Origin of the sequence: Nocardia sp. NPDC058658 (assembly GCF_042716665.1) — a bacterium.
In the GTDB taxonomy this organism is placed as follows: Bacteria; Actinomycetota; Actinomycetes; order Mycobacteriales; family Mycobacteriaceae; genus Nocardia.
On sequence record NZ_JBHXRR010000002.1, the window covers coordinates 43,406 to 68,697 of the forward strand.

The 25,292-nt window shown below is 66.8% G+C and carries 26 protein-coding genes and 1 pseudogene; 20 read left to right on the top strand and 7 right to left on the bottom strand.

Going from position 1 to position 25,292, the window contains the following annotated elements:
* The first annotated feature begins 6 nt into the window (after positions 1–6).
* Genes ACFWUP_RS05465 through ACFWUP_RS05490 form a run of 6 tightly spaced genes read left to right on the top strand, consistent with a single transcriptional unit; the run spans position 7 to position 6,542 of the window.
* Positions 7–1,584 carry an ABC transporter substrate-binding protein gene (locus tag ACFWUP_RS05465; protein ID WP_379231062.1) on the top strand — a complete coding sequence of 526 codons (1,578 nt, stop codon included), beginning with the start codon at positions 7–9 and terminating at the stop codon, positions 1,582–1,584.
* Positions 1,584–2,576, top strand: coding sequence for an ABC transporter permease (locus ACFWUP_RS05470; RefSeq protein WP_379231725.1), 993 nt, complete (start codon positions 1,584–1,586; stop codon positions 2,574–2,576). Before ACFWUP_RS05465 ends, ACFWUP_RS05470 begins: the two co-directional genes overlap by 1 nt.
* Positions 2,569–3,435 carry an ABC transporter permease gene (locus tag ACFWUP_RS05475; protein WP_379231064.1) on the top strand — a complete coding sequence of 289 codons (867 nt, stop codon included), beginning with the start codon at positions 2,569–2,571 and terminating at the stop codon, positions 3,433–3,435. Before ACFWUP_RS05470 ends, ACFWUP_RS05475 begins: the two co-directional genes overlap by 8 nt.
* The gene (locus ACFWUP_RS05480; protein WP_379231066.1) at positions 3,432–4,466 is read left to right on the top strand and encodes an ATP-binding cassette domain-containing protein; all 1,035 of its coding nucleotides are present in this window, start codon (positions 3,432–3,434) and stop codon (positions 4,464–4,466) included. Before ACFWUP_RS05475 ends, ACFWUP_RS05480 begins: the two co-directional genes overlap by 4 nt.
* A complete protein-coding gene (locus ACFWUP_RS05485) occupies positions 4,460–5,101 on the top strand; it encodes an ABC transporter ATP-binding protein (protein WP_379231068.1) in 642 nt (213 codons plus the stop codon). Before ACFWUP_RS05480 ends, ACFWUP_RS05485 begins: the two co-directional genes overlap by 7 nt.
* A gap of 52 nt (positions 5,102–5,153) precedes the next feature.
* Positions 5,154–6,542, top strand: coding sequence for an FAD-binding protein (locus tag ACFWUP_RS05490; RefSeq protein ID WP_379231070.1), 1,389 nt, complete (start codon positions 5,154–5,156; stop codon positions 6,540–6,542).
* Position 6,543: 1 nt separating this feature from the next.
* On the opposite strand, the gene ACFWUP_RS05495 is transcribed toward ACFWUP_RS05490, so the two are convergent.
* Together ACFWUP_RS05495 and ACFWUP_RS05500 are read right to left on the bottom strand one after the other, a co-directional pair.
* On the bottom strand, positions 6,544–8,061 hold the full coding sequence (locus tag ACFWUP_RS05495) for a hypothetical protein (protein WP_379231072.1): 1,518 nt from the start codon (positions 8,059–8,061) through the stop codon (positions 6,544–6,546).
* 82 nt (positions 8,062–8,143) lie between these two features.
* Positions 8,144–9,298: a cytochrome P450 gene (locus ACFWUP_RS05500; RefSeq protein ID WP_379231074.1), complete on the bottom strand. Its 1,155-nt coding sequence runs from the start codon at positions 9,296–9,298 to the stop codon at positions 8,144–8,146.
* Positions 9,299–9,465: 167 nt separating this feature from the next.
* Between ACFWUP_RS05500 and ACFWUP_RS05505 the strand changes: the two genes are divergently transcribed.
* Genes ACFWUP_RS05505 through ACFWUP_RS05540 form a run of 8 tightly spaced genes read left to right on the top strand, consistent with a single transcriptional unit; the run spans position 9,466 to position 14,928 of the window.
* Positions 9,466–10,494, top strand: coding sequence for a 3-oxoacyl-ACP synthase III family protein (locus ACFWUP_RS05505; protein WP_379231078.1), 1,029 nt, complete (start codon positions 9,466–9,468; stop codon positions 10,492–10,494).
* Between the two features lie 6 nt (positions 10,495–10,500).
* Positions 10,501–11,367: a hypothetical protein gene (locus ACFWUP_RS05510; protein ID WP_379231080.1), complete on the top strand. Its 867-nt coding sequence runs from the start codon at positions 10,501–10,503 to the stop codon at positions 11,365–11,367.
* Positions 11,364–11,720, top strand: coding sequence for a hypothetical protein (locus ACFWUP_RS05515; RefSeq protein ID WP_379231081.1), 357 nt, complete (start codon positions 11,364–11,366; stop codon positions 11,718–11,720). Before ACFWUP_RS05510 ends, ACFWUP_RS05515 begins: the two co-directional genes overlap by 4 nt.
* 3 nt (positions 11,721–11,723) lie before the next feature.
* A complete protein-coding gene (locus ACFWUP_RS05520; protein ID WP_379231083.1) occupies positions 11,724–11,945 on the top strand; it encodes a hypothetical protein in 222 nt (73 codons plus the stop codon).
* Positions 11,942–12,694: a glycosyltransferase family 2 protein gene (locus ACFWUP_RS05525; RefSeq protein WP_379231085.1), complete on the top strand. Its 753-nt coding sequence runs from the start codon at positions 11,942–11,944 to the stop codon at positions 12,692–12,694. The genes ACFWUP_RS05520 and ACFWUP_RS05525 overlap by 4 nt, the downstream gene beginning before the upstream one ends.
* A gap of 8 nt (positions 12,695–12,702) precedes the next feature.
* Complete coding sequence (locus ACFWUP_RS05530; RefSeq protein WP_379231087.1) at positions 12,703–14,217, top strand: class I adenylate-forming enzyme family protein; 1,515 nt, start codon at positions 12,703–12,705, stop codon at positions 14,215–14,217.
* Between the two features lie 53 nt (positions 14,218–14,270).
* Complete coding sequence (locus ACFWUP_RS05535) at positions 14,271–14,522, top strand: type II toxin-antitoxin system Phd/YefM family antitoxin (RefSeq protein WP_379231089.1); 252 nt, start codon at positions 14,271–14,273, stop codon at positions 14,520–14,522.
* Positions 14,515–14,928: a type II toxin-antitoxin system VapC family toxin gene (locus ACFWUP_RS05540; RefSeq protein ID WP_379231090.1), complete on the top strand. Its 414-nt coding sequence runs from the start codon at positions 14,515–14,517 to the stop codon at positions 14,926–14,928. Before ACFWUP_RS05535 ends, ACFWUP_RS05540 begins: the two co-directional genes overlap by 8 nt.
* 8 nt (positions 14,929–14,936) lie before the next feature.
* Here the strand turns inward: ACFWUP_RS05540 and ACFWUP_RS05545 are convergent, their stop codons facing one another.
* On the bottom strand, positions 14,937–16,214 hold the full coding sequence (locus ACFWUP_RS05545; RefSeq protein ID WP_379231092.1) for a hypothetical protein: 1,278 nt from the start codon (positions 16,212–16,214) through the stop codon (positions 14,937–14,939).
* A gap of 109 nt (positions 16,215–16,323) precedes the next feature.
* Here ACFWUP_RS05545 and ACFWUP_RS05550 point away from each other — a divergent pair, with 109 nt between their 5' ends.
* Together ACFWUP_RS05550 and ACFWUP_RS05555 are read left to right on the top strand one after the other, a co-directional pair.
* Positions 16,324–16,602 carry a hypothetical protein gene (locus tag ACFWUP_RS05550; RefSeq protein ID WP_101466053.1) on the top strand — a complete coding sequence of 93 codons (279 nt, stop codon included), beginning with the start codon at positions 16,324–16,326 and terminating at the stop codon, positions 16,600–16,602.
* Entirely contained in the window at positions 16,599–16,922 is a 324-nt protein-coding gene (locus ACFWUP_RS05555) for a hypothetical protein (protein ID WP_379231094.1), read from the top strand. Before ACFWUP_RS05550 ends, ACFWUP_RS05555 begins: the two co-directional genes overlap by 4 nt.
* A gap of 6 nt (positions 16,923–16,928) precedes the next feature.
* On the opposite strand, the gene ACFWUP_RS05560 is transcribed toward ACFWUP_RS05555, so the two are convergent.
* Together ACFWUP_RS05560 and ACFWUP_RS05565 are read right to left on the bottom strand one after the other, a co-directional pair.
* Positions 16,929–17,342, bottom strand: a complete 414-nt coding sequence (locus tag ACFWUP_RS05560) for a type II toxin-antitoxin system VapC family toxin (protein ID WP_379231096.1) — start codon at positions 17,340–17,342, stop codon at positions 16,929–16,931.
* A gap of 2 nt (positions 17,343–17,344) precedes the next feature.
* Positions 17,345–17,611, bottom strand: coding sequence for a hypothetical protein (locus ACFWUP_RS05565; protein WP_379231098.1), 267 nt, complete (start codon positions 17,609–17,611; stop codon positions 17,345–17,347).
* 297 nt (positions 17,612–17,908) lie between these two features.
* Here ACFWUP_RS05565 and ACFWUP_RS05570 point away from each other — a divergent pair.
* A pseudogene (locus tag ACFWUP_RS05570) lies at positions 17,909–18,139 on the top strand (DUF4143 domain-containing protein); the annotation flags it as partial.
* A gap of 6 nt (positions 18,140–18,145) precedes the next feature.
* Positions 18,146–18,889 (top strand): Uma2 family endonuclease, encoded by a 744-nt coding sequence (locus ACFWUP_RS05575; protein WP_379231727.1) that lies wholly within the window; start codon positions 18,146–18,148, stop codon positions 18,887–18,889.
* An 87-nt stretch (positions 18,890–18,976) separates the two neighbouring features.
* Here ACFWUP_RS05575 and ACFWUP_RS05580 read toward each other — a convergent pair whose 3' ends face one another.
* Together ACFWUP_RS05580 and secA are read right to left on the bottom strand one after the other, a co-directional pair.
* A complete protein-coding gene (locus ACFWUP_RS05580) occupies positions 18,977–20,158 on the bottom strand; it encodes a hypothetical protein (protein WP_379231099.1) in 1,182 nt (393 codons plus the stop codon).
* A gap of 101 nt (positions 20,159–20,259) precedes the next feature.
* Positions 20,260–23,052: a preprotein translocase subunit SecA gene (secA, locus tag ACFWUP_RS05585; protein WP_379231101.1), complete on the bottom strand. Its 2,793-nt coding sequence runs from the start codon at positions 23,050–23,052 to the stop codon at positions 20,260–20,262.
* A 244-nt stretch (positions 23,053–23,296) separates the two neighbouring features.
* On the opposite strand from secA, the gene ACFWUP_RS05590 reads away from it, so the two are divergent.
* Both ACFWUP_RS05590 and ACFWUP_RS05595 read left to right on the top strand, forming a co-directional pair.
* Positions 23,297–24,709: a wax ester/triacylglycerol synthase family O-acyltransferase gene (locus tag ACFWUP_RS05590; RefSeq protein WP_379231103.1), complete on the top strand. Its 1,413-nt coding sequence runs from the start codon at positions 23,297–23,299 to the stop codon at positions 24,707–24,709.
* Between the two features lie 10 nt (positions 24,710–24,719).
* The gene (locus tag ACFWUP_RS05595; protein ID WP_379231729.1) at positions 24,720–25,262 is read left to right on the top strand and encodes a DUF6912 family protein; all 543 of its coding nucleotides are present in this window, start codon (positions 24,720–24,722) and stop codon (positions 25,260–25,262) included.
* Positions 25,263–25,292 lie beyond the last annotated feature (30 nt).

Below are 25,292 nucleotides of genomic sequence, written 5' to 3' on the forward strand. Positions count from 1 at the left end.
CGGAGAATGCGCGCTCGGCCGCTGTTCGCTGTGGTGTTCACGGTCGCGCTGACATCGTGCGGTGCGCCCGACAGCGGTTCCACCGACTCGCTGGTCCTGGCCGATGCCCATGAGCTCGGCGGATACAACCCGATCGCCGGGTACGGCGCGGCCGGTGAGGCCAAGGTCTACGACGGATTGCTCCGGCTGACCGGGGGCGCGGGCGTGCCCGGTTTCGCCCCGGCACTGGCGACCGCGTTGCCGACGTCCGATGCCGAGGCGACCGTGTGGACGGCGCCGCTGCGGCCGGACGTGCGATTCAGTGACGGGTCGGCGTTCGACGCGGACGATGTGGTGGCGACCTATCGGGCGATTCTGGAGCCGGCGTCGGCCTCGGAGGTGCGGTCGTCGTTTTCGATGATCGACCGGGTCGAGGCTGTGGATCCGCTGACGGTGCGGTTCACCCTGCGCCATCCGTATGCCGCGTTCGGCACGAAATTGCTGATTGGGATCGTGCCGTCGGAGGCTGTCGCGAAGCCCGGTCCCGCGACCGAGTCGCCGCTCAATTCCGCCCCGATCGGCACCGGACCGTACCGTCTCAGCAGGTTGGAACCGACGCGGGCAGTGTTCGAGGCGAACGAAAACTATTGGGGTGGCGCGCCTTCGGTCAAGCGGTTGACGGTGCTCTATGTGCCCGATGACAACACCCGTGCGCAGCGGATGGCCGGTGGCGAACTCGACGGGACGTCGCTGCCGCCCCTACTGGCCGCTACGTTCGGCGATCGAATGCCGGTGCAGGCCAATACTTCCGCCGACTGGCGTGGTGTGTCCCTGCCCGAAAGTGATCCCGTGGCCGGGGACTCCGCGGTGCGGCTGGCGCTGAACTACGCGGTGGATCGCCAGGGGATGATCGACAATATTCTCGGCGGCTACGGTCGCCCCGCGTACACCCCGTTTGCCGAGGTCTACGGCGAATCACATAACCCCGCAGCCTCTTTCGCGTTCGATCGCGCCCGCGCCGAGCAGATCCTCGACGGCGCGGGATGGCGGACGGGCGCCGACGGCGTGCGCGCGAAAGATGGTGTGCGGGCGCGGTTCACCGTGATGTACAACTCCACCGACACATTGCGCCGTGATCTCGCACTGGCTTTCGCCTCCGATGCGCGACGCGTGGGTATCGAGGTCGACCTCGAAGCGCTGTCCTGGGATCGGATCGAGCCACGGATCGCGCAGGCGGGCATCCTGCTCGGCGGCGGTAGCGAGCCCTACGACCCCGACACCCAGGCCTACAACACCCTGCACTCGCCGCTGCTCGACCCGAGCGCGGGCAGCCCCTACGACAACGCGAGCCGGCACGCCGACCCCGCGATCGACGCACAACTCGAAACCGCAAGGCGCAGCACGGATCCCGCCGTGCGGGCCGCCGCGTATCGAGAGGTGCAGAGTCTGTACGCCAAGGCGCCGAGCCATGTTTTCCTCGTGCATCTCGATCACACCTATGTGGTGAAGGAGTCGTCCTGGAAGATGTCGGGGCCGATTCTCGAACCGCACGCGCACGGCGTCACCTGGGGACCCTGGTGGTCGCTCCAGAACTGGACTCGCTGATGGGGCGAAGTCGCGTTCGCGGGCGCGGGCTGCGGGCGATGATCGGGTGGCGGCTGGTGACGTTGATTCCGGTGCTCGCCGCCGTATCCGCCGCCCTGTTCGCGGCCGCGGCGGTGTCGCCGTTCGATCCGCTGGTCGGCTATCTCGGTGCCCGCTACGAGACGACGAGCGGTGCGGATCGGGCGTTGCTCACGGATCAACTCGGGCTGGATGCGTCGTGGTATCAGCTGTACGGGCGGTGGATCGGCGACCTGTTCAGTGGCGATCTCGGGACTTCGCGCGGGTTCGCACAACCAGTGAGTACCCTTCTTGCCCAACGGATTCCGTGGACAGTGCTGCTGGTCGTCGTCGCGATGAGTGTGGCGGTCGCCGTCGCCCTGGGAGCGGGCGTCTGGGCGGGGATGCATCGCGGTGGGCTGATCGACCGGGTGGTCACCGCGTTGTGTGTGGTGATGCAGGGGCTGCCGCCGTTCGTGGTGTCGCTCGGCGCGATCGCGGTGTTCGCGGTCGGGCTCGGCTGGTTGCCACCGGCAGGACTCACCGACGCGGGCGCCGAGGTCGGGTTCGGGCAGGTGGTGCGGCATCTGGTGTTGCCCGCCGCCGCGTTGGCTGTGTCGCAGGTGCCGTGGTTGCTGCTGGCCGTGCGGGAATCGGTGTCGGGCAATCGCGGTGAGGATTTCGTGGTGGGTGCTGCCACGCGCGGGATCGACACCGCGACGATCACCCGCAAGCACATCCTGCCGTCGTCGCTGGCCCCGTTCGTGACGATCCTCGGCGCGCGACTGCCGGAGGTCGTGGTGGGGGCGGTGCTGGTGGAGGAGATCTTCTCGTGGCCGGGGATCGCGGGGGCGTTCGTGCAGTCGGCGAAGGATCTGGACATGGCACTGCTGGCGATTCTCACCGTCGGAACGACCTGCGCGGTGATGCTCGGGTCGCTGCTCGCCGATGTCGCGGTGGTGCTGCTCGATCCGCGGGTGCGCGCCGATGGATGAGCCGAAACTTTCGGAAGGCGACCAGCCCCGTGTGCCATCAGCTGAGCGGCGGTTGTACGTCGCGCTATCAGTGCTGGTCGCGGTCGTGCTGTACGCGGTGATCGTGCCGTGGGTCGACGGGGTCGACGATCGGCTGACCGACTTCGCGAGCGCACGGCAGGCGCCCTCGGGGCAGTGGTGGTTCGGGACCGACTCGGCCGGGCGGTCGTTGTTCGTGCGGATCGCGGCGGCGCTGCGGACCTCGCTGATCGTCGCGGCGTGCGCGGCGGCGGTGTCGACGGTGATCGGGGTGCTGGTCGGGGCGGTGTCCGCGTTGGCAGGCGGGTGGGTGGATCGGGTGGTGATGCGGTTCGCCGATACCGCGAACGCGCTGCCGCATCTGCTGCTGGGGATTGTGATCGTGGCGCTGTTCCGGGGGAACGCGGTGGCGGTGGTGTTGTCGATCGGGCTCACACACTGGGTGCAGGTGGCGCGGATCGTGCGGGCGGAGAGTTTGAGTCTGCGCGAGCGTGAGTACGTGTCGGCGGCGGTGCTCGCCGGTGCGACTCGCACGCATCTGCTGCTGCGGCATCTGCTGCCCGCTGTCGCCCCGCAGGCGTTGATCGCGGTGGTTCTGCTTCTGCCCCATGCGATTTGGCACGAGTCGACGCTGTCGTTCCTCGGCTTCGGGTTGCCGCCGCATGAACCCAGCCTCGGCACGCTGCTGGAGGAAGCGCGCACGTCGCTGCTGCTGGGTGGGTGGTGGACGCTGGTGTTCCCGGCGGGGTTCCTGGTGCTGACGACGGTGGCGGTCGCCGTCGCGGGGTCGTCGCTGCGCGGCCTGCTCGCTCCGCCGAAACCGTCGAGGATGCCGCGATGAAGCGCTTGTCGATCGACGCACTGACCGTGCGGATTCCGGTGGGGCGCGGCGATGTGGTGCACGCCGTGACCGACTTGTCCCTCGACATCGAGGCAGGCGCGATAACAGCGCTCGTCGGCGAATCAGGTTGCGGGAAGTCGATTGTCGCGAGCGCGGTGATGGGCGTGCTGCCCCGCGAAGCCGTCACGACCGGGACGATCTGCCTGCTCGCACGAGACACCGACGGTGATCGCCGCGCGCCCGAGGACGACCACTCCCGGGTGCGGCCGAACAGTACCGCCGCCCGCCTTCCCGCAGTACACACCGGCCGAGCCCCGCGCGCCCTCGAACGCACCGACTCGACCGTGCCGAATTCAGCCGCCGAAACGGTCGACATCCTCGCAGGCGATCACTCCTATCGTGGCCGCCGTGTCGCGCTGATCCCGCAATCGCCGAGCACCTCGTTCACCCCCGTACGGACCGTCGGTTCCCAACTCGCGGAAGCGATCTCCGCGCTCGGCACCACGCACACCCCCGCCGACCTCGTCGCACGAGCGGGCCTGTCCCCCACCGCACTCGACCTGTACCCCCACGAACTCTCCGGCGGCATGGCTCAGCGAGCAGCCGTGGCGGCGGCGCTTGCCGGGGACCCCGAGGTGATCATCGCCGACGAACCGACCTCCGGACTCGATCGCGCACGCACCGATCAGATCGGAAAACTGTTGCGCGAGTGCGCCGATGACGGTGCCGCCGTACTGCTGATCACCCACGACCTGGGCCACCTGATCCGCGCCGACATCGCCGACACCGTCGCGGTCATGTACGCCTCCCGCCTGATGGAAGTCGGCCCTGCCGCGCACGTGCTCGACGATCCCTGGCACGACTACACCCGCGACCTGCTCGCCGCCCTGCCCGAACGCGGCCTCCACCCGCTCCCGCATCCCCCGCGCACGCTGACGAACCTGTCCGAGATCTGCCCTTACGCTGGTGGCCCGACGCAGCTGATTCCGCAGCGACAGCGCATGATTCGCCAGCTGAGGTCCCCATGCTGATCGCCGATTCCCTCACCGCGGGTTACGGCGCGCACCCCGTGATCCGCGAGGTGGACCTGCGGGTCGCCCCGGGCGAGATCGTCGGGATCACCGGCGATTCGGGCTCAGGCAAAACCACCCTCGCGCGGACAATGGCGGGGCTGCTCACCCCCACGTCGGGCACGGTCACCGTCGACGGCCACCGACCCCGACGGGCTCGCGGCAGCATCGCCATGGTCTTCCAATCCCCCCGTGCCGCAACGAATCCGCACTTCACCCTCGCCCAGATCATCGCCGAACCCGCCCGCATCCGTCGCACCACCGTCCCCGACCTCGCAGCGCTGGCCATCACCGTCGGTCTCACCCCCGACCTCCTGGACCGCCGTCCGCACGCCCTCAGCGACGGTCAACTCCAACGCGCTTGCCTGGCCCGCGCCCTCGCCCAGCACCCCCGCTACCTCATCCTCGACGAGGCCACCGCCATGCTCGACGCGGCCACCACCGCCACCATCATCCGCCTGGTCATGGCCCATGCCGCCGACGAGCTCGGGGTCCTGCTGATCAGCCACGACGAACCCCTTCTCGCGGCCGCCTGCACCCGCATCGCGACGATGCACGAGGGCGCACTCACCACCCAGCGGGCATCTCCGCAATAACCGCACGATTACCTCAGGTTGTCCACAGGAAACCGTTTTAGCGTGAGCCCCTGTGACATTCACGCAGGGGAATCCAGTCAGCGGATGCCGCAGTCTCAGCGGCTGGGCGCGCACCGCACCGACCGTCGCCGAAGTGCTGCGCACGCCCGACGTCGCGGTGATCGCCGAACGGGTGCGGACCGCGGGACCGCGCGGCGTGATCGCGCGTGGTCTCGGACGCAGTTACGGCGATCCGGCACAGAACGCGGGCGGGCTGGTCGTCGACATGACCGCCCTGGATCGCATCCACAGCATCGACCCCGACAGCGGGATCGTCCAGGTCGACGCGGGCGTCAGCCTGGACACGCTCATGAAGGCCGCGCTGCCGTTCGGGCTGTGGATTCCGGTGCTGCCAGGCACGAGGCAGGTGACCGTCGGTGGCGCGATCGGCGCGGATATCCATGGGAAGAACCATCATTCGCAGGGCAGCTTCGGCAATCACGTGGTGTCGATGGACCTGCTGACCGCCGACGGAACGGTGCGCACGCTGACACCGGAAGGCGCTGAGGCCGAGCTGTTCTGGGCGACGGTGGGCGGGATGGGCCTGACCGGCATCATCGTCAGCGCCCGAGTTCGCTTGAAGCACACCGAGACCGCGTATTTCATCGTCGACAACGACCGCACACGCGATCTCGACGAAACGATGGAGTTGCTCACCGGCGGTTCCGATGACGGCTACGACTATTCGATGTCGGTGCCGGACACCATTTCCACCGGCGCGAAACTCGGCAGGGCCGGATTCAGTCGCGGCTCGCTCGCGACGGTCGATCAGCTGCCCGCGAAACTACGCGGCCGACCCTTGAATTTCGATGCGCCGCAACTGTTCACAGTGCCCGACATCTTCCCGAACGGGATGGTCAATTCGGTGACCACCCGGATCGCCGCCGAGGCCGCGCACCGCCTGTTCCCCCGCCGAGCGCGCGGTCGCATCCAGAATCTGACGCAGTTCTACCACCCCCTAGACCTGCTCGGTGAATGGAATCGGGCCTACGGCAAGCGGGGGTTCCTGCAGTACCAGTTCTCTATGCCGTTCGGGGCCGAGCAACAACTGGCCGATGCGGTGCGAGCCATCGCCGAATCGGGCCACCACTCGTTCCTCAACGTGTTCAAACGCATGGGTGCGAGCAATCCGGCACCGCTGTCGTGGCCGCATCCCGGCTACATGCTGAGCTTGGACTTCCCGCTGACCAGCGGACTCGACCGCTTCTGCATCGACCTCGACGAGCGCGTGCGCGCAGCGGGCGGACGCCTGTACTTCGCGAAGGAATCGCGAACCACACCCGAGATGATCGAGGCGATGTACCCGCGACTCGACGAATGGCGTCGGGTGCGCGATCGGGTCGACCCGGAGCGGGTGTTCGTCTCCGATCTCTCGCGACGACTGCGACTGCACCGGGAGTGAGTCATCGATTCGCGCGGTCGCCCAGTTCAGTTCGGGCAGTGGTCCATTCGCTTTTCGAGAGCTTGCCGCCCGCGGCGGTGTAGGCCGTCCAATCCTCGGCGACCGACACCTCGACCTCCGGCGACAAACCATTCGCCGCGGACCCGTTTTCGCCGACCTGCTCCTTCAGCGCCCGAACCTGTTCCGGGTTCAACGCACGGATGCTCACCTTGGCGAACGCGTTGATCGGCAGGGTCGTGCCCGCGGGGATCTGGTACGGGTCGTAGGTGGCGGTGCAGCGGATCGTGGTGGAACTGTTGGGCGCCATGGTGCCCGCACCAGCGCAATCGGCACCGGTACTGATGTTCAACTGCGATTCCACGGTGATCGTGTAGTCGTAGGAGAGCGCGGTGATGCGGATATCGGAGGTGGAGTCGACGGTGTTCGCGACCGTGAATTCGATCGTGCAGGTGCCCAGGCACGGGTTCTCGAGGAATCGTCCGTTCAGGGTGCCGTCGACGCTGACTCGCGAATCGAGCGCCCTGTCCAGTGCGTCGATCCGACCGGGCAGTCCGGCGTAGACGGCAGCGGCGTCGGCCGAGAGCAGGTGCTCGGTGTCGAGGGTCAACCGTGGCAGGTCGGCCTTGCCGACTCGGTGATCGTACGGATTGTTGACGATGCGGTCGATGATCGGCTGGTCGGCGGTACCGTCGGCCCCCAGGTCGCGCAGGTAGATCGTGAGACCGCCGCTGATGATCGGGGTCGACTCGTGTCCGCCGATGACCAGCAGAGTGCCGAGCTGAACCGGTTTGTCGTGGGCCGCGGCCGGGTCGAGGATCAGCGCGAGGCGGGCGGGTGCCAGGGTGGTCGCCAGGTCGACGCCGAACACGTCGGGACCGATCAGGATCGGTCGGCCGACATAGTCCTTGGCCACGCCCGCAGGCACACCGAGCGCGATCCAGGCGCTCTCCTCCCCCTGCAGGAACGACTTGCCGCCGACGCCGAGGTAGTCCATGTGCGCGTTGCCGACCGATACCGTGCCGGTGGCTTCGCCGACGTTGGTGACGATCAGATCCACGGTCAGCGTCGGCGATCCGGCCGCGCCCCCGGTGACGGTTCCGGTGTACCGCACCGCGGGAGTGTGCAGCAGACGCATTTGCGCGGTGGCCAACGATGAGCGGGCCTGACGCTCCGGGGAGGATTCGTTCCCGCTCGTCGCGAACACCACTGCCACCGCGATGCCGACCGCGAGAACCACCAGAACAGCAAGTGCCGCAAGGACTATCGGCGTCTTGCTGGCACGCGGGGGTGCGACCGCGTGGAACTGCGGCGGATGTTGACCAGGGGCATATCCGTAGGGCTGCGGACCACCGTAGGGCGGCTGCGCATAGTAGTTCTGTTGCGCATTCGGGTACACACCCTGCGCGTACGGATTCGGCGGTGCCGCGAACGGTGCCGCGTACGAATTCGCCTGCGGCGGTACCGGATTCCGCGGAAGTGGCTGTGCGCCGGATTCTCCCCGCTCGCCAGATTCCGACATGCCCCCTCCTAGCCGGCCCGGCACACCATCGGCCGACCCCAAATCACTTGAATCCTATCCGGGCGAAGAAGATCAGGTGACCTCAGACGGCGAGGCGGATGCGCAGGGTCTCGTAGGTGGGGATGAAAACCTTTCGCCGGTAACGTCGTTCGACGATCTCCCACGGGCGACCCGCCGCGGTGAGCGCCTCGAGCAGCGCGGTGAGCTCGGAGTGGACCAGTTGCGCGCCCAGGCACAGGTGCCGCCCGCCGCCGAACCAGAGCTGGCGGGTTTCGGGGTTGTAGTCGCGGTCGACCCGGAACTCGCCCGCGGCATTGTTGATGGTCCAGGTGAGAATCTTGACGTGCTCGCCCGCGCGCAGCTCGCGGTCGGCGACCCGGACATCCGCGGTGACCGAGCGCCCGACGAGGTAGGCCGGACTGGTGACGCGCAGGGTCTCGCGGACGGCGTCGGGCAGGCGGTCGGGGGCGGCGAGCAGGGCGCGGTGCTGGTCGGTGTCGTGCATGATCGCGACCATTCTGGTCATCGCGCTGGCGAGGGTGTCGGTGCCCGCGACGGCCATGAGGATCGCCAGGCCGCCCGCGTGCTCCACGTCCAGGCCCAGTTGGCGGCAGCGGCCCAGGGTGGTGTCGGGGTCGGCGCGGGCGTACGCGGCGGGGACGTTGACGGCGAGCTGACCGGCCAGCTCGCGGGCGCGCGCCACCGCGACGGGGTCGAGTGTGGTCGATGCCATGGTCCCGAAACCCAGGTTGACCAGCTCTTCCACGTGATGGAACAGCCGCAGGAACAGTGCGTCCTCGTCTTCGGTGTCGTCGCCGCCGATGGCCGCGGCGATGTCTTCGGGCCGCATCCCGACCAGGTCGGAGACGCTGCGGCCGACCAGGATCTGCGCGCGGGCGGCGATGTCGACGGTCTCCCCCGCGGCGAGCCGTTCGCGCAGGTCGGCCAGGTCGGGGCCGATCACCCGCGCGACCAGGGCGTCGGTGTGGCTGAGGGTGAACAGGTCGCGCACCTTGGTCCGCAGGTCGGTGTGACCGGGGCCTTCGAACAGGTCCTCCACCCAGTCGCCGATGATCTGCGCCCACCAGTGCCCGGCGGCACCCTCGGAGACGATGCTGAAATGGGTGCTGTCGTTGTAGATCTGGCGGGCCACCAGCGGATCGGCGACGAACCAGCCGAGCTTGGGCACATTGCGGATCGGCCGCGCGAACCTGCCCAGCAGCAATAATCCAGGCAACCAGGGTTGACCTGCGGCGAGTAGGGTTAGTTCATGGCGTCGGGCAGCGCTCCACACCCCGGCACAATCTAATCGAGCGGGTCCGATTAGTGAAGGTCTATGGCTAGGATCTGCGAGATGCGCTGGTGGTGATCTGTGCATCAGGCAAGATCTGGAAGTGAACGAGCATGGTGAGATCGACAATCGAAGCACTCGGCGCGTACCTGCCGACCAGAGAAGTGACCACGGCGGATTTGCTGGCCCAGCTGGCCGTCGACGCGCCACTGGATCTGGAGAAGGTCAGCGGGGTCAAGGCCCGCCGGGTGCGCGACGAATCCGAGGACTCGTTCACCATCGCCATGGCCGCCGCCCGCAGCGCACTCGACAACTCCCGCTACGACGCCGCCGATCTGGACGTGATCATCTCCTGCTCGATCACCCGGACCCGCGGCGAGGACTTCTGCATGGAACCGTCCTTCGCCCTGATGCTGCGCACCGCGCTCGGGGCGAACCGTGCGATCCACTTCGACGTGTCCAATGCCTGCGCCGGAATGATGACCGGAGTTCTGGTGCTGGACAGGATGATTCGATCCGGTGCCGTGCGACGCGGCATGGTGGTGTCGGGGGAATGCATCACGCCGATCGCCGATACCGCGGTGCGCGAGATCTCGCAGAAGTACGACCCGCAGTTCGCCTCGCTCACCGTCGGTGACGCCGGTGCGGCCGTGGTGCTCGACGGCACCGACGGGCCGGGCCTGGACTACGTGGAGCTCAACACCAGCGCCGCGTTCGCGAAGCTGTGCCTCGGGATGCCCAGCGATCAGGGGCCGGGCGTCGCGCTCTACACCGACAACCGGGCGATGCACAACGAGTCGCGGTATCTGCTGTGGACCTCGCGCCAGCAGGAATTCCTCGCCGCGCGCGGTTCGAGCTTCGCCGCCGAGGGCTACGACTACCTGATCCATCACCAATTCAGCGGTCCTGCCGTGGAATTGATCAACAAGATCGCCGAGCGCGAATTCGACGCGGCGATGCCGCCGGGCCTTGCGGTGCTGGAAAAGTACGGCAACACCGCGTCGACCTCGCATTTCGTGGTCTTGCACGACGCACTACGGCAGGGAATGATCGCGCCGGGGTCGAAGGTACTGCTGGTACCGGCCGCCTCCGGGGTGGTCGCCGGATTCTTGTCGGTGACAATCGGCGATCTGCGGGTATAGGACAGTATGGGAATCATCATTTCTTCGGCCACGACACGCAGTGGCGGGGTCAGCTCGGTAGGACAGGCGGCCGAAGCCGCACGCGACGCCCTCGCGGGGGCCGGTTGTCGGCCCGAGCAGGTCGACGCGCTGATCAACGTGGGGGTCTACCGCGACGCGAACCTCGTGGAACCAGCGGTCGCGGCGCTGATCCAGCAGGCGGCGGGGATCGGGTTGGACTATCGGCGCGGTGACGTGCCGTGCCTGTCGTTCGACCTGATGAACGGGGCCTGCGGGGTGGTGAACGCGATCGGGGTGGCCGCTTCGCTGCTCGCCGACCTGCCGTCGGGACACGTGGTGGTGGTGTCGGGTGACGCGCATCCGTCCGAGCGGGCCGACGCGGAGTTCGTCTTCGAGTCCGTCGGGGCGGCATTCGTGCTCGAGAATTACGCTGACGCAGCCGGTTTCGGCGGAGTCCATGTGAGTGCCGGTGACGCGCTGCCCGATCCGCAGGGGTATGTGAAGTTGTCCGCCATGGGGGCCGAGGGCCGCTCTTCGCTGACCGTCGAATTGCTCACCGGGACAGCTGAACTGGTCGAACATGCCGCCATCGCCGCGCGCGACGCCTTGGCCGCTGACGGTCTCGACGCCGGGCAGGTGGTGCTGGTGTGCGGTAAACCGACACCCGACTACGCCTCAGCGCTGGCCGCGGAACTCGGCGTCGGCGCGGTGGTGACCGATGAGTTCGCCGGGGACGCACACACTTCCGCGTTGACCGCCGCGTTCGTGGCGACCAGGGACGCGGGACTTGCCGATCGACCGTTGTTGTTCGTCGCCGCCGATGGCGGCCCCACCGCCGCGGCGGTGACCTATCGAGGGGTTGGTGTGCGGTGACCCGCTCCCTGCATGTTGTTCCTGATCCGGTGAATACCGGGCACGGTCGGCACCGTGCGTCCTCCGACACTCCGGCGGGTGTGCCCAGCCGTGGGGCCGTGCTGGCTCTGCGGTCGATTCCGGTGATCGGGTGGGTGTTCCTGATCGTCGGGGTGGTGCGGCCGTTCCGGGCTCGGTGGTTGCGGGTGGCGTTCTGGATCGATGTGGTGTTGAGCGTCGGGGTGCACGCCGCGCAGATTCCGGCGGCCCGGAAAGTGGCCGCTGAGCGGGGGATCTCGGGTCGTCGTGCGGCCGTGATGACGATGCTGCTCGGGGCTACCTGGTGGAAGACGCTGGGCGAGGGCGAACGGTGATCGATGCCGTCGCCGGGTTCGGGCCAGGCCCGCGCGGCGCGACAGTTCGGTTCTCCTGCTGCTCGCGAGTTCGTCGACGACATGGCGTGGCGCGATGACAGTGCTGGTGACGGGCGCGACGGGGTGGGCTATCAGCCCACGGTGCCGTTCGCGACCGGCTTGGACAGTTTCCACCGCTGGGTCGATGAGGTCGGCGGGCTCGATCGACTGTTGGAGGATGCGTGAGTGATCTCTGGGTGGTGATTCCCGCCTTCAACGAGGAACTCGGCATCGGCAAGACGCTGGAAGCCATTGCCGCGCAACAGGACACCGATTTCACCGTGGTCGTGGTCGACAACAACTCGACCGACAGCACCGTCGACGTGGTCCGCGCCTTCGCCGCGGCACATCCGGTACCGCGCATCGTGGTGATCGAAGAGGCTGTGAAGGGCACCGGCGCTGCTGCCGATACCGGTATGCGCCACGCGATTTCGCAAGGCGCGACCTATCTCGCGCGCACCGACGCCGACTGCCTGCCCGCCCCCGACTGGACACGACGGATCAGAGCCGGATTCGACTCCGGACTGCGACTGGTCAGCGGTCAGCTGATTCCGCGCACCGACGAAGGTGTGTCGTGGATCGACCGCACGATCATTCGGGTGGCGTTGGAAGTGGCGTCGACGTTCGGCAAGGTGCGTTCGGGAAATCGGGATCCGCGCTATCTCGGGCCGTATGTGATGACGCCGGGCTGCAATATGGCAATCACCGCCGAATTGTACGGTGCCGCAGGCGGATTCCCGCGCACCGCGATCGAGGACCTGCACGAGGATCGAGCACTGGTCAACGCGGTGCGCACGATCACCACCGACTACGGTCTGCGCAGGGACGTGCGGGTGTACGGCTCGAATCGGCGGGTGCGCGCCTGGGGTATTCGCAAGACACTCGCCTGGTACGCCGATCATCGGTATCGGCCCGACATCGTCGATATCAGATGAGGACACCGGTGACCGATTTTCTCGAAAAGCTTGCCGCACAGGCGGAACGGATTCCGGATGCGTCCGCGCTCGGAGCGGTTGGCAAACGGGCGCTCACCTATCGGGAACTGGTGGATTCCATCGGGCGGGTGGCGCACAATCTCGGCGAAGCGGGGTTCGTGCCCGGTGATCGGATGCTGTTCTCGATCCGGCCCGGTGTGTCGTCGGTGTTGTTGATCTTCGGCACTATCGCCGCCGGTGGGACGATCGTGTTCGTCGACCCCGGTGTGGGGCCGGAGCTTTTCGCCAAGCGGGTCGAGATGGTCGAACCCAGTTGGGCGGCAACGGAATCACTGCTGTACGCGGCAAGTGGGCCACTTGCCGGGTTCGGGAGGAAGAGGGGGCTGGAACTGCCGCGGTTCGGCGCCCTCGACGTTCGACATATCCACAGTGGCGTGTGGGTACCCGGAACACCATTGGGCTCGATTCCGTTGCGGCGTTTCGCCGGTGATGCGCGCGAGCCCGCCCTGCCCGCCGCCGATCCCGATGCGGCGGCATTGATCGTGTTCACCTCAGGTACCACCGACGAGCCGAAAGCCGTTGTGCACACCCGTGCTTCGCTCAGCGCCGGGCTCGCCGCGATGGCCGGGAAAACCAGTCTCGCACCCGGTGCGTTCCTGCACACCGAGCAGCTCATGATGGGGTTGCCCGCGTTGATGGCGGGGGCCAGGTGGGCGATGCCGCGGTATCCGCGCTTCGGCACACATATCGACCCGGTGCGGTTCACCCGGAATCTGCGCAGCGCCACGCACGCGTTCTACACCCCGGCCGATCTGGCCGTGGCCCTCGACGCGATCGAGGCCGCCGCGGTTCCAGCGCCGCCGAATCTGCGTCAGGTGGCGCTGGGTGGCGCTCCGGTCACGTCCGCCCTGCTGCGCCGAGCACAGAAGTCGTTGCCCGACACCGAGTTTCTCGCCGTCTACGGGATGACCGAGATCCTGCCCGTGGCGGTCGCGACCGGCGCCGCCAAGCTCGCCCACGACGGCGACCTCCTCGGCGCTCCCGTGCGCGGCGTGGAGGCACGAATCGCCGACGACGGCGAACTCGTACTGTCCGGCCCGAATCTCTGTCGCGGATACCTCGGCGCCGAGCCCATGACCGAGATCGCCACCGGCGACCTCGCGCGCTGGGACGGCAAGGAACTGGTCCTCACCGGCCGCAAGAAAGACATGATGATCCGGGGGAAAACCAACATCTACCCCGGCCTGTACGAGCCCGCGATCGTCGCGATCGACGGAGTGCGCGAGGCCATCATGGTCGGCCTGCCGGACGAGATCGGCGACGAGCGAATCGTGCTCGCCGTCGTCGCCGAACCGGACTCCACAGACATCGCAGCCGTGCTTCGCGACCGTCTGCCCCAGCTCATCGACACCACCGCCGTCCCCGACGACATCGTGGTGGTCGATCGAATTCCGGTCAGCGGCCGCACGAACAAACCGGACCGAGCGGCGCTGCGGGACATGGTGCGCGAACAGATCGCCTGAGTGCCCTTGTAGCATTCTGTACACGGCGTAGCGCTCGCGCGTACACTTGCGCTATGAAGCAAATCCAGCAGCGCGACCTCCGCAATGACAGCGGAAAAGTGCTCGCGGCGGTCGAAGCAGGCGAAAGCTTCATCATCACTCGCAACGGTAACCCTGTAGCCAAGCTCGAGCCGCTCGTCCGACGCACCTTCGTGCCCGTCTCCGAGCTGGCGCGGACGAGTGCCCGCTTGCCGCGTGTCGATTATCAGCAGTGGCGTGCCGATCTGGACGCGATGATCGACCCGGAGATGCCCGACGGTGAGTGAGTCCGCCGAACCACTCCATATCCTTCTCGACACATCGGTCCTCATCGACTACAGCGATGTTCAATCAAGCCTGCCCGCGGCCGCTGATGCCGCGATCAGCGCCGTCAGCGTGGCCGAACTCGCGACCGGAATCCACGCCGCCAAGGATCCGGTGCGCCAGGCGCAGCGCCAACTGCGGTTTCAATGGGTGGTCCGGTCGTTCGACCCGCTCCCGTTCGATGTCGACGCGGCCCACGTTTACGGGTCGCTGGCTTTGCTCGTAGAACAAATCGGCCGCAAGCCCCGCCGCCGGGTCGCCGACCTGCAAATCGCGGCGACAGCCGTCCAGCACGCGCTGCCGCTCTATACCCGAAATCCCGATGACTTCAAGGGGGTCGGGCCGCTACTCAACATTGTCGCCGTGTAGCTGCCAACTCAGCGGGTGACGGACTGGATGGTGTGGTCGGCCAGGGATTCGATGGTAGTGCGCGGGAGCATGGTGTCGACGTAGCAGAAGGTGATCGACATCGTGGCGTCGAGGGTGGCTACGGCTACGGTCAGGGCGCTGGCGCAGGAGTTCGTTCCGGCGACTGTGGGCGCGGTGATGTCCAGTGGCTCAGGGGTTTCGGGTGGGGTCAGGTTGCCGAGGTTGCTGAGGGTGACGTTCCAGGGGGCGCGGCGGTCTATGAGTTCTATTGTGCGTCTGCCGGATTCAATCGAGCGGGGGCAGCCGTAGCGGATCGCGGCCAGGGCGGTGAGGTCTGTGTGCTTCGCTAATTGTTGAGTCAGTTGGGTTTTCGCTGCGCGGGCCGCGTCCCAGAGGAAGTTGGTCGGGCCGTAGGGGACGAACGTGGGGACTACCGCGGTGAACATGCCTGGCTCGTCGTCGGCCGGGGGTGGGAGCAGGCGGGTGCGGACGTCTACCGGGATGCCGATGCCCGCGACGCCGGAGGAGCGGGGGGCGAGGTGGCCGAGCGCGTTGGCCAGGGCGGCGGTCAAGGCGGCATTGACTGTGACGCCGTGCTGATGGCAGCGGGCGCGGAGGGTGGCGAGAGTATCTCCCTCGATGTGCCGAATCACGGTGCGGGTGCGGCGAATCGGTAGTGGTGGCGGGGTGCCCGGGAGGCCGGTCGGGCGGCGGGCCATGGCGGTGAGTTGGCCGGTGATGTTGGTGCGCAGGCAGCGTAGGAGGCGGGTGTGCGCGGGTGGGATGAGGTCGTCAGGGGGCGGGATCGGTTCGCGGGTGGCGGTCGGGAGCGGAGATCCGAAGGCGTAGGCGAGGATTCGCCAGACCAGTGCTGCCATCGAGCGGCCGTCGAGCAGGACGTGCGACAGGGCGAGGATCAGGTCGTGGTGTTCGTCGGAAGTGCCTGGACGCCAGGCTAAATCGATGAGACGGCCGGGTGATGTCGCGAGATCGATGGGTTCGGCGAGTTGTTCGTCGAAGATCGAGCGCCACTCGTCGGGGTCTTCGACCATGCGGTGCAGGACCGGCAGGTGCGGGTCGGCGGACGGGGCGAAGCGCGGGCCCTCGACCACCGTTGTCCGAAGCAGGGGAAATTCTGTGAGCAGTGCGTCCGTCGCCTCTTCGAGGCGGTAGGCGCCGATCGGGCCCCGCACCCGCAAGCGGACCACACAATTCGCCGGCGACAATTGGTCGACGAGCCAGAACCAGCGCTCCGACGCCGACAACGGCCGCATCACCTCACTCACCGCAGCCCTCCCCTGTGTCGACAACTGCGTCACCGCGAGAGTAGCGAACCGATGCCCGCTCGATACTCAGCCCTTTCACATGGCGTTACTACGTGCGTATTATGGACTTATGGGTTTCGAGTGGCCTGATTGGGCGATCGCTCACCTGATCGGCATCGAACCCAGCGAGGTTCGGCAGGTCCTCGCAGCGTCACGACGGTGGCCACGCCCGGCCTTCGACGGCCAGGTGACCGTGTTGACGGTGTGGGGGCGCACCACAGCAGGCCGCCCGCTGATCGTGGTGATGCGACAGCGGGAGGACTGGACGTGGGTGATCATCGGCGCACGCACGATGCGCGCCGAGGAACTGGCGCAATTCGAGCAGTGGGAAAGTGGGAGCCAATCATGAGCGAGCCGGGACTTCCGTCCAGCAGAGAAGAACTCGCCGATTTCATGGATCGGCTGAGTTTCACCGACGAGCCCACCGACGCCCCACCACGTCTGCCCGTCAACGAAGACATCATGGTGACCACGTCGATGCGCCTGCCCCTCGGCTTACACACCCGCCTGAAATCCCTAGCCGACGAACGCCGAGTAGGCGTCTCCACTCTCCTGCGAGAATGGGCCGAAGCGGCTGTCGCCGAAATAGACGACGAAGACCAGATGATCTCCCTGGCCGAAGCCAAACGCGCCCTCTCCCGAGTCCACCCCATCCACCGGGCGAGTTGAGGTCGGCTATCGCGGCGAAGCACCCGCCGACGCCGTCAGGACCCGCACCGCGCAGTTGACCCCCGGCGCGTTCGCCAATCGCGAATCAGTGGTGAGCAGTTCACAACCGTAGGCCTCCGCGGCCGCGACGTAAGCAGCGTCGTAGGCGGTCAGGTTGTCGTGCAGTTCCCAGATCCTGCGCACGAGGACGCGGGTAACCGGGACTTCCGGTTCGAGTTTCTCCACAGCCGTCACCGCTCGGGCCGCTTGCTCGGCGCTGATCGTGCCCGCACGCGTGAAACGGCGAATCACCGAGAGAACCTCCACGGTCCAGTGCTGAGGCGTGATCCAGCGATTGTCGGCTTCGAGAGCCGCGCGACAACTGTCACCGAGCGGTTCGGGATTCAAGAGCGCATGGGCGAACACCGAAGCATCGACCACGATCACTCCCCGATCTCCGGCCCACCGAGCACCGAATCACGCTCAGCGCGTTCAGCATCCAGCGCCACCACCACATCCTGCGAGGCGAAAGCGACATCCCACGTCACCGGACTGAACTGCTTGAGCACCGCCAGGTTGTCCTGACGACGAACCTCATCACGAACCAGATCGAAGAGAAAAGCCTGCAACGACTGCCCCCGCCGCCGCGCCAACGCCACCAACTGATCACGCATCGGCTCAGGAACGTCCCGAATCTGCAAGGCGACCATGCATGCAATAATACATGCACATCCAGTCTATGACTGTTCTCGCTGCGGCGAATATCCGATGGCGAGCCCGGCAGATCCCCGATCGGTTTCCGGCAGATTCCGAATAGAGCCCCGGCAGATCTCGAATAAGTTCCCGGCAGATCCCGAGTACTCTCGTCAGAGCATGGAAAACCGGCCTGCGGCCTGTCGCTGAGCGCCGACACGGTGAGCACCTACCTGCAGTACCTGGAGACCGTTTTCCTCGTGGCGATCGCACCGGCGTGGTCGACCAACCTCGTTACCTGACTCACCAAGGCCCCCAAGGTCTTTCTCACCGACTCAGGCCTGGCGGCGAACCTCACCAACACCGACGCGACCTCCCTCAGTCGGCCAGGTCAGCGCCCACTGAGCGCGCTTGTCGAGACCTTCGTCTTCGCCGAACTACTGAAACTGAAGAGCTTGACCTGCGACGCCTTCGAGATCATGCACTACCGCAACCGCGACGGCCGCGAAATCGACTTCATCCTCGAAACCCCCGATGGCCGCATCTACGCCATCGAACGGTCAAGGCCGAGTAGACCCGGCTCTCACCAGCTCGATGCGGCTGGACGCGGCAGGCATCGAACACGCACCCGGCGATCACGCCACGGTAGGCTCGTCGGAGCCGTCGAGGACGAGGAGCTGAGCATGACCGCAGCGCACCCAGACGAGGCGCAACGGATTACCCCGGAGCAGTTCCTCGAGGCCGAGCCCGATTCGCTCAGCACCACCTTTGGCGATTTCGAGATCATCGACGGACTAGTAATTCGGGCAATGGCCCAAAGCGAGGCCCACAGTCGGGTTGTGCGCCGTTTGGCCGCGGCGATCGAGAACGCGCGTGACCCGGCAGGACCTTGCCTGCGGGTGGGTTCCGACGTGGCGGTTCGGTTTGCCGATACCGACGACGCACCCGCCGACCAACGGCTGAATGTTCGTTACCCGGACATCTTCGTCCGCGACTGCGAGCCCTATGACGTCAACACTGTGCGTGAGCACATCTCCTTGGTCGCCGAAATCGCCTCTCGCGCAACAGTCGATGCCGACACCGGAGTCAAACGCCAGCTCTATGCCCGCGCCGGAATTCCGGTCTATCTGATCGTCCACTTCGACAAGAGCTGGAACCGGATCGACCGGATCGAGGAGTACCGGCTCGATTGGTCGGGGATGCGGTACATGCCGCATCGGGTGCACCGCACCGCGCTCGTCCTCGACACCCCGGTGACGTTGGCGATCACCTTGGACGCACTGGACAGTCCGTAACGACGTCGGCCGTCAGGCATCAGCAGGCGAAATACGAACACGCCGGCTGCGATCAGCTGCCGCGCTCGCCCTTCGAATCGGTACGGATCACCGTGATGACGGAAGGTGCGGTGTCAATCCCGCACTGAGCGGAGTGAGCAGATCGCAGGCACGCTGTCGTGAGGCTCCGCGAACGACGTGGGCCTCGATGGTCACCACACCGACGAGGCGGCCCTCGGTGGTGCCGAACGGCGTGTCGAAGGCATGTGTACAGCGTTCGTGGGAGTCGCTGGGATACTCGACTTGGATCGCGGTGCGGGTGGCGAAGGTGACGGGTTTCGGCGCGCCGGAGTACTCGGACCGGTAGATGGATTGTTCGAAATCCATTGCACGCGAACGGACCTGCACGAATCCCCAGCTGGTCGACCAGAAGCACCCGCGAGTTTCGATTCCGGCCACGTCGGTACGGTCGCCGGGAAGTCCCGCGCCCACCGCGATCGGACCCGCGAGAGCACAGGGGTCCCAAGCGGTGATCGTCGGAGTCGATACGCGGAGTGTCGGCTCGACGGCCGGGGTCGGGAGCAATTCGAACGCGCCGGTCGTTACACGCGGCAGCCGTGCGGGGAGGGTCGCGGCCATCTCCCGTGCGATGGCGTCGGCACCGGTGCGCAGGTCCGCGCGTAGTTCCGGCGAGTCACGAGCAGTGAGCGAACTGTCGTGCCAGTCGGCCCCCGATGTCGTGATTCCGATCGTGAGGTTGTCGATCCTTGTCTTCGTGTGTGCCGACATATCGCCCTCACGACCGCGGGTGAACCAGGTGGTGGAGTCCTGCCCAACGCCCGGGAGCTGTGCCCGATCGATGACGTCCGACGAACGCCCGTCGGGAGCGATCGTGGTGGTGGTCTCCCATGGTCTATGCGGGAACGTGCTGCGCTGTACCTCGATGACCACCGATCGCCGCATGGCCCCGGTCGTCGGCAGGTCGGCACCCTCGGGAATCGGATCCTCGAAGGTTTGGAGGCAGCGCAACGACTGTCCGAGTCTGTCATGCGATCGGGGCTCGCCGGTGAGACCTTCCGCGTGCCTCGACAGCCCACGGCCGAAGAGTCGAAGCGCACCCGTCGCCGCGGGATCGATCTCCGCACACGTCAGTGGCAAGTCCGCGAACACCTCGACCTGTTTGTCGAGCGTCGACGGGCGCGGCGAGCACCCGCTCAGGACAACACCGACACCCACCGAAACCACAATCCCCCGCCACCACCGCATCTCGAATTGGTACCACACGTCCACGGGCGGAGCATCTTTCACGCCTCCAGCACGTTGCTCACTGTGCGAGTGCGGGTACGACGAAGGCCCCGCACGGCGGGGGCCTTCGTCGGATCGGTGTCGACTCAGCGGCGGCGCTTGCCCTTCGAGTCGGTGCGGGCGGCTACGCGGCGTTCGCGGCGGGTGCCGGATTGCTGTTGGCCGCCGTATTCCTGGGCGTCGGAGTGGGATTCGGCGTGGCCGTCTTCGGCGGGGCCCGAGTAGTTCATGGCTCGGGGGGCCTGGTCGGTGATGCCCTTGGCGCGCAAGGCCGGTGGGGCCTGGACGGGGGCGTCCTGGACCGGGGCGCCGACGGGGGAACGCAGGCCCTTGTCGATGGAGACGCCTTCGGGCTGGGGCTGCTGGACCTCTACCTGGAGGTTGAAGAGGAAGCCGACCGACTCCTCCTTCAGGCCTTCCAGCATGGCGGCGAACATGTCGAAGCCTTCGCGCTGGTATTCGACCAGGGGGTCGCGCTGGGCCATGGCGCGCAGGCCGATGCCCTCTTTGAGGTAGTCCATCTCGTAGAGGTGTTCGCGCCACTTGCGGTCCAGGACCGAGAGCAGGACCTGGCGTTCCAGGTTGCGCATGGCGCCGACGCCCGCGAGGCCGTCGATTTCCTCTTCGCGCTTGTCGTAGGCGTTGTGCGCGTCGTTGAGGAGTTCGGCGCGCAGCTCGTCACGGGTCAGCTCGCCCGCGTCGCCCGTCGTGGTCTCGCCCGCGAGTTCCTTGTGATCCAGGCTCACCGGGTAGAGGGTCTTGAGGGCGGTCCAGAGCTTGTCCAGGTCCCAGTCCTCGACGTAACCCTCGGCGGTGGCGCCGTCGACGTAGGCGGTGACCACGTCGGTGATCATGTTCTGGACCTGACCCTCCATGTCCTCGCCACGCAGGATCTGGTTGCGCTCACCGTAGATGACGGTGCGCTGCTGGTTCATGACCTCGTCGTACTTCAGAACGTTCTTGCGGATCTCGAAGTTCTGCTGCTCGACCTGGGTCTGGGCGCTCTTGATGGCCTTGGAGACCATCTTGGCCTCGATCGGGACATCGTCGGGCAGGTTCAGGCGCGTCATGATCGCCTCGAGGGCGGCACCGTTGAAGCGGCGCATCAGCTCGTCGCCCAGCGACAGGTAGAAGCGGGACTCGCCCGGGTCGCCCTGACGGCCGGAACGACCACGCAGCTGGTTGTCGATACGGCGCGATTCGTGGCGTTCGGTGCCGAGCACGTAGAGACCGCCGGCCTCGCGCACGGTTTCGGCGTCATCCTCGGTCTGCTTCTTGACCTGCTCGAGCGTCGCGTGCCAGGCGGCCTCGTACTCGTCGGGGGTGTTCACCGGGTCGAGGCCCTGCTTGCGCAGCACCAGGTCGGCGAGGATGTCGGCGTTGCCGCCGAGCACGATGTCGGTACCACGACCGGCCATATTGGTGGCGACGGTGACCGCGCCGGGGCGACCGGCCTCGGCGATGATCTGGGCTTCCTGCTCGTGGAACTTCGCGTTCAGCACACTGTGCGCCACACCGCGTTTGGTGAACTGCTTGGACAGGTACTCCGAGCGCTCCACGCTGGTGGTACCGATCAGGACCGGCTGGCCCTTCTCGTGCCGCTCGGCCACATCGTCGACGACGGCGGCGAACTTGGCCTCTTCCGACTTGTAGATCAGGTCGGCCTGGTCCTTGCGGACCATCGGGCGGTTGGTCGGGATCGGGACGACGCCGAGGTTGTAGATCGAGTGCAGCTCGGCGGCCTCGGTCTCGGCGGTACCGGTCATACCGGACAGCTTGTCGTAGAGGCGGAAGTAGTTCTGCAGGGTGATCGTGGCCAGGGTCTGGTTCTCCGGCTGGATCTCGACCTTCTCCTTGGCCTCGATCGCCTGGTGCATGCCCTCGTTGTAGCGGCGCCCGACCAGGATGCGGCCGGTGAACTCGTCGACGATGATCACTTCGCCGTCGCGGACGATGTAGTCCTTGTCGCGCTGGTAGAGCTCCTTGGCCTTGATGGCGTTGTTCAGGTAGCTGACCAGCGACGAGTTCGCGGACTCGTAGAGGTTGTCGATGCCGAGCTGATCCTCGACGAACTCCACACCGGCCTCGTGCACGCCGATGGTGCGCTTCTTGATGTCGACTTCGTAGTGGACATCCTTCTTGAGCAGCGGCGCGATGCGCGCGAACTCGGCGTACCACTTCGAGGAGGCGTCGGCCGGGCCCGAGATGATCAGCGGGGTGCGGGCCTCGTCGATGAGGATGGAGTCGACCTCGTCGACCACGGCGAAGTTGTGACCGCGCTGGACCAGATCGTCCAGGGAGTGAGTCATGTTGTCGCGCAGGTAATCGAAACCGAACTCGTTGTTCGTGCCGTAGGTGATGTCGGCGGCGTAGGCCACGCGGCGCTCGGCCGGGGTCATGCCACCGAGGATCACGCCGACCTCGAAACCGAGGAAACGGTGCACGCGGCCCATCCACTCGGAGTCGCGCTTGGCAAGGTAGTCGTTGACCGTGACGACGTGCACGCCGTCGCCGGAGATCGCGTTGAGGTAGGCGGGGAGCACACAGGTCAGGGTCTTGCCCTCACCGGTCTTCATCTCCGAGATGTTGCCCAGGTGCAGCGAGGCGCCACCCATGATCTGGACCTTGTAGTGCTTCTGGTTCAGCACCCGCCACGACGCCTCACGCGCCACGGCGAAGGCCTCGAGCAGCAGGTCGTCGAGGGTTTCGCCGGCGGCGTAGCGCTCGCGGAACTCATCGGTCTTGGCGCGCAGCTCGGCGTCGGTCAACGACTCGATCTCGTCGCCGTACGCGATGACCTCATCGGCGAGGTTCGAGAGCCGCTTGACCATGCGACCTTCACCAATCCGTAGCAACCTCGTCAGTGTCAGCGCAGGCACGGGTCTCGTCAGTCCTCTGGTCGGAGTTGTGTTCAACGGCGATGGTAGTCCGCAGACCACCGTACCCGGCGGCGTGTACCCGTGCCCGCCATACCGGGGCAGTCATTGCCCCAGGTCACGACGCTCCGCGAGCCTCGTTGCCCGGCACTGCTGTTCAACTGCCGTGACGTAGGATGTAGCGCGAGCCCGATCAGCGCGATGTCGCGCGAAGCGTGCTACGGCACCGGAAGGAGTATCGGAGCGCGTGATCACGAGATTGACGCCGCAGGACTCGTCGTTCTATCGGCTCGAATCGAGCAGCAATCCGATCCACATCGGCTCTCTCGCGATCCTGAACAACTCCGCCCCTGACGCATCGGGCCAGGCACTGGACTACGAGCGCCTCGTCGACCTGGTCGAATCCCGACTGCCGATGGTGCCGCGCTACCGCCGCAAGGTGCGCGAGATCCCCCTAGCTATGGGCAGGCCGGTCTGGGTCGAGGACAGTCGTTTCGACATCAGCTATCACATCCGCCGCTCCGCACTGCCCGGTCCCGGCAGCGACGAACAGCTCTACGACCTGGTCGCGCGGCTCGCGTCACGCCCCCTGGACCAGGGGCGACCGCTGTGGGAGATGTATCTGATCGAAGGGCTCGCCGACGGGCGCGCCGCGGTGTTCACGAAGTCGCATTCGGCGCTGGTGGACGGTGACACCGCCCTGGAGATCGGTCACGTGATCCTCGACAACTCGCCGCTGCCGCGCGAGCTGGCCGACGACGCATGGCGGGCGCCGCGCGAACCGTCGGATGTGGAATTGCTGGCGGGGGCGCTGTCACAGCTGGCCGCGCAGCCGCGCGAGGCCTACAGCGTGATGCGCGATGCCGGATCGAACGCCTTCGGGGTGGTGCGCGGCACGCGGATGGCGGTGAAGGCCGCGGCCAATGTGGTGCGCGCGGCGACCTCGGGCGCGGCGCCGGACAGCCCGCTCAACGCCCGCACCTCACGCAGCCGCCGCTTCGACGTGGTGCGCACCGACCTCGAGGACTACCGCACCATCCGCAGGCATTTCGACTGCTCGATCAACGACACGGTGCTCGCGGTGGTCACCGGGGCGCTGCGCAACTGGTTGCTCTCGCGTAACGAGGCGCTGATCGAGTCGACCAATCTGCGTGCGGTGGTGCCGATGTCGGTCTACGTCGACGGCGACAACCAGCTCACCCCGGCCAGCGAGGTGTCCTCGTTCCTCATCGATCTGCCGGTGGGCGAACCGAATCCGACGATGCGCCTTTCACACATCTCGCACGCCACCGAGGCCGCGGGCCGCACGCGTCGCGGGGTGCGGGCGCGCACGCTCGTGCACCTGGCCGGGTTCGCGCCCGCGAGCCTGCACGCGATGAGCGTGCGGGCGGCGAGTACCTTCGCCGACAACAGTTTCAATCTGGTGATCACCAACGCGCCGGGACCACAGACCGCGATGTACATCGGCGGGGCGCGCATGCTGGAGATGTATCCGGTATCGCCGCTGCTGCGCAATCAGACGTTGAGTTTCGGACTCACCTCGTACGACGGTCAGGTCTTCTACGGACTCAACGCCGACCGCGACGCCATGGCCGACATCGATGTCCTCGCGGCCTCGGTACACGAATCGATGGAGGAGTTGCTCGGTGCCTGTCTCTGAGAACGACACGATGCGCGTCTATATCCCCGCGACGATCCCGATCCTGCGCCAGCTCGTCGACGACCAGGAGCTGTTCCCGCTCGGCGGGACCGCCTTCGCCGTGACGCCCGCCCTGCGCGAGGCCTACGCCGCAGGCGACGACGAGGAACTCGCGGAAGTGGCGATGCAGGAAGCCGCACGGGCCTCCATGCGGCTGATCGGCGCCGAGCGCGACGGGCTCGACGAGGTCGTCGACAGCGAAGGCGACGCGGCGAACCCGGGTAGTCCGGTGTATCGGCGCGCGGTGATCGCGGCCGATGTTGCCGGGGCGAAACTGCGGCCCGATCTCGACGACGCCGTGGTGAAGCTGACGGGTCCGGTCACGTTCAAGCAGGTCGCGGCGGTGCATGTGGATCTGGCCGAAGCCGAGCCGCAGGTGGCCAAGGCCGTGGACGTCATCGACGCCGCCGACCTCGGTGACACCGACGCCGAATTCGTCCTCGGCGACGCCGAGGACCACCAGCTCGCCTGGTACGCGCCCCAAGAAGTGCCGTTCCTGCTCGAGCTGTTGTAACAACTGTTTGTCGCGGGTCGTTGCGGTTGC

Excerpts from the sequence above, each read along its gene's own strand:
- ACFWUP_RS05510 (WP_379231080.1), top strand. The coding sequence starts at position 10,501 with ATGGGAATCATCATTTCTTCGGCCACGACACGCAGTGGCGGGGTCAGC.
- ACFWUP_RS05495 (WP_379231072.1), bottom strand. The coding sequence starts at position 8,061 with ATGTCGGAATCTGGCGAGCGGGGAGAATCCGGCGCACAGCCACTTCCG.
- ACFWUP_RS05480 (WP_379231066.1), top strand. The coding sequence starts at position 3,432 with ATGAAGCGCTTGTCGATCGACGCACTGACCGTGCGGATTCCGGTGGGG.
- ACFWUP_RS05565 (WP_379231098.1), bottom strand. The coding sequence starts at position 17,611 with ATGGTCGCCTTGCAGATTCGGGACGTTCCTGAGCCGATGCGTGATCAG.
- ACFWUP_RS05535 (WP_379231089.1), top strand. The coding sequence starts at position 14,271 with ATGAAGCAAATCCAGCAGCGCGACCTCCGCAATGACAGCGGAAAAGTG.
- ACFWUP_RS05550 (WP_101466053.1), top strand. The coding sequence starts at position 16,324 with ATGGGTTTCGAGTGGCCTGATTGGGCGATCGCTCACCTGATCGGCATC.
- ACFWUP_RS05555 (WP_379231094.1), top strand. The coding sequence starts at position 16,599 with ATGAGCGAGCCGGGACTTCCGTCCAGCAGAGAAGAACTCGCCGATTTC.
- ACFWUP_RS05470 (WP_379231725.1), top strand. The coding sequence starts at position 1,584 with ATGGGGCGAAGTCGCGTTCGCGGGCGCGGGCTGCGGGCGATGATCGGG.
- ACFWUP_RS05485 (WP_379231068.1), top strand. The coding sequence starts at position 4,460 with ATGCTGATCGCCGATTCCCTCACCGCGGGTTACGGCGCGCACCCCGTG.
- ACFWUP_RS05465 (WP_379231062.1), top strand. The coding sequence starts at position 7 with ATGCGCGCTCGGCCGCTGTTCGCTGTGGTGTTCACGGTCGCGCTGACA.
- ACFWUP_RS05475 (WP_379231064.1), top strand. The coding sequence starts at position 2,569 with ATGGATGAGCCGAAACTTTCGGAAGGCGACCAGCCCCGTGTGCCATCA.
- ACFWUP_RS05595 (WP_379231729.1), top strand. The coding sequence starts at position 24,720 with ATGCGCGTCTATATCCCCGCGACGATCCCGATCCTGCGCCAGCTCGTC.
- ACFWUP_RS05520 (WP_379231083.1), top strand. The coding sequence starts at position 11,724 with ATGCCGTCGCCGGGTTCGGGCCAGGCCCGCGCGGCGCGACAGTTCGGT.
- ACFWUP_RS05505 (WP_379231078.1), top strand. The coding sequence starts at position 9,466 with ATGGTGAGATCGACAATCGAAGCACTCGGCGCGTACCTGCCGACCAGA.